This window comes from Citrobacter sp. Res13-Sevr-PEB04-36, assembly GCF_015672735.1.
Taxonomy (GTDB): Bacteria; Pseudomonadota; Gammaproteobacteria; order Enterobacterales; family Enterobacteriaceae; genus Citrobacter.
The window spans coordinates 1-2,111 of record NZ_JADABY010000027.1 but is presented as its reverse complement, the minus strand read 5'-3'; the positions used below and the strand labels follow the sequence as shown (position 1 = coordinate 2,111).

General features: G+C 45.6%; 3 protein-coding genes, 1 tRNA gene and 1 pseudogene. 2 read left to right on the top strand and 3 right to left on the bottom strand.

Annotated elements, in window-relative coordinates; translation table 11 throughout:
- A partial coding sequence (gene fimW / locus IMQ48_RS07840; RefSeq protein ID WP_196208577.1) for a fimbria biosynthesis transcriptional regulator FimW occupies window positions 1-571 on the bottom strand: 571 nt, incomplete at its 3' end.
- A 37-nt stretch (window positions 572-608) separates the two neighbouring features.
- Here fimW and IMQ48_RS07835 point away from each other — a divergent pair.
- Together IMQ48_RS07835 and IMQ48_RS07830 are read left to right on the top strand one after the other, a co-directional pair.
- The gene (locus tag IMQ48_RS07835; protein WP_196208576.1) at window positions 609-755 is read left to right on the top strand and encodes a hypothetical protein; all 147 of its coding nucleotides are present in this window, start codon (window positions 609-611) and stop codon (window positions 753-755) included.
- A gap of 72 nt (window positions 756-827) precedes the next feature.
- A tRNA-Arg gene (locus IMQ48_RS07830) sits at window positions 828-904 on the top strand.
- Between the two features lie 15 nt (window positions 905-919).
- On the opposite strand, the pseudogene IMQ48_RS07825 reads toward IMQ48_RS07830, so the two are convergent.
- Together IMQ48_RS07825 and IMQ48_RS07820 are read right to left on the bottom strand one after the other, a co-directional pair.
- Window positions 920-1,279 (bottom strand): annotated as a pseudogene (locus IMQ48_RS07825) (site-specific integrase); the annotation flags it as partial.
- A 265-nt stretch (window positions 1,280-1,544) separates the two neighbouring features.
- Window positions 1,545-2,030 (bottom strand): hypothetical protein, encoded by a 486-nt coding sequence (locus IMQ48_RS07820; protein ID WP_196208575.1) that lies wholly within the window; start codon window positions 2,028-2,030, stop codon window positions 1,545-1,547.
- Window positions 2,031-2,111 lie beyond the last annotated feature (81 nt).

The following is a 2,111-nucleotide window of genomic DNA, read 5'->3' as shown; positions in this document are numbered from 1 at the left end:
TAACCCTGATGTATCTTAAGAATTGTTGCTCATTTTTTACATGCAATTTCCTCATAATACTGCGACGCGTTGCCTTCGCCTGAACCTCACTGAGTTCAAGAAGATGTGCTGTTTCGGTAACGGTGTATCCGCTGGCGAGGAACATTAAAAACTGACGCTCAGGAATGGAAAAGTTGCGGGTGGTGCAATAGTGACAAATTGTGGCTGGGACGCTGGAACGGAGTGCGCGCTTTTGCAAAATAAGCACCATTTTTTTGCCGATCTCTTCGACATCATCTTCGCGGTAAATGAGTGGCAACATGTACAGACAGGGCCTGAACATCAGCTTATCTTTATCGCATCTACTGCAAATAATGACCCGATGCTGGTGCCTGGTGTGGATGGGAATTTCATAACAGCCAGCGCTGAACCAATCTTCATTTAACGACAAAAAGGCGATGTCTGCACGATCAATATCGTCGACAGGCAAGAAGCAAATCTCCTGGCGCCACTGACTCGCCAGGCGAGTAATAATGATTTTCAGTCCATGTTCGAAGTGACTATTTTCTTCTTTGATGGCGATACTTAGCATTGAAGAGATCCTAAACCGCAGGGAAGGGAGAAGGAGAATGTTAAGCAAAATCATTGATTTTCTAAATACATTTAACCTTAAACCGGGCTTTACGCTGCCTGAGTTGTTACCAGGTGATTTCCTGGATACCTGTGTACGAGCAGAAAATAACGACATTCGTACACTTCGCGAGCAACCAGAATAAAAGGCATTGACTCAGCAGGCGCTGACCGTATAATTCACGCGTTTCATCCGCATGAAGTCTTCACTTCGCAATGCGCCCTTAGCTCAGTTGGATAGAGCAACGGCCTTCTAAGCCGTAGGTCGTAGGTTCGAATCCTACAGGGCGTACCATTATATTTCAGTAAGTTAACCATTTTCTGCAAGTTCCTTATTTTCCAGATGGGACATACTTGGGACATCATCACTGAAAATTGAGTCAATTTGCTTCGCGTGTTCCGTTAAATGGTTCGGCGCAAGGTGAGCGTATCGACGCACCATCTCGATGCTCTCCCATCCTCCCATTTCCTGCAAAACAGAAAGCTGAACTCCGGACTGAATTAGCCAACTGGCCCACGTGTGTCTCAGGTCGTGGAAACGGAAATCCTCAATTCCAGCCCGGCGGCAAGCTGCATTCCATGCCCGCTGATCATCGACGCGCATCTTTCTGACAGTCGGCGTCTTTGAACCATCAGGCCGGATGCCTTCTTTCGTATGCACGAACAACCAAGGTCAGGGCTGCCGGAGGTGGTCAATCAGCTGATGCTGCGGAGAGGTTGATAAGCTCACCTGAGTTTCAACGCGCCGCCCGAATGGCGAAGGCTAAGGCACCAGACCATGTGGTAGATAGCGCCATCAGGAGATCGGGGGAGTGGCGTTCATTTTATGAATCGCTTCATGATGATGCAAAACGCACCATTTCAAGAATGAGCATGCTCTACTTCATTGGCAAGTACGACAACGATCAGCAGCAATGACAAATAGCCAAGGATGGCTACCGTATATTGCTACTACTGTTACATGTAACAGTATTTCCGAAGCCTGAATTGCAGTTTGTATATGTATCTACTCGCGTTGGGTAAGGCTGAGTAAGAACTGGCTGACGTGCTTTTTGCTCTATGGCCTGCATGGTGTTTACAGCTTGATAGTTCAACAGAGCTTGCTGAAAAGCTTGGCTTTGCGCTATCTGCTGAGCACGCTCAGAGTTTTGCATCTGCACATAGAGACTTTGAAGTTGAACCCTTGCTTGTGCATCAGTTATCTGACCATTATCTACGCCTTGCCCAAGCATTTTTGCAGCAAGCACATAAAGTTTGGGTGTTGATGCTGAAGCCATGCGTGAATCGTTTTTTACGCTGATATCCAAGCAATTTGCTACATCACTTAATTTTTTATATCTCTGCTCACAACTATCCTGATAATCACTAACCTTTGCGCAACCTGACAATAATATTGCCACGATAATTATTATTTTTTTCACGACAGTCTCCATGATTAATATTTCATTATCATAAAATCATTGTTTGATGTCATCGCCACAGATAACATTCTCCAGTGATTG

Coding starts and splice junctions, on each gene's coding strand:
- IMQ48_RS07835 (WP_196208576.1), top strand. CDS start 609: ATGTTAAGCAAAATCATTGATTTTCTAAATACATTTAACCTTAAACCG.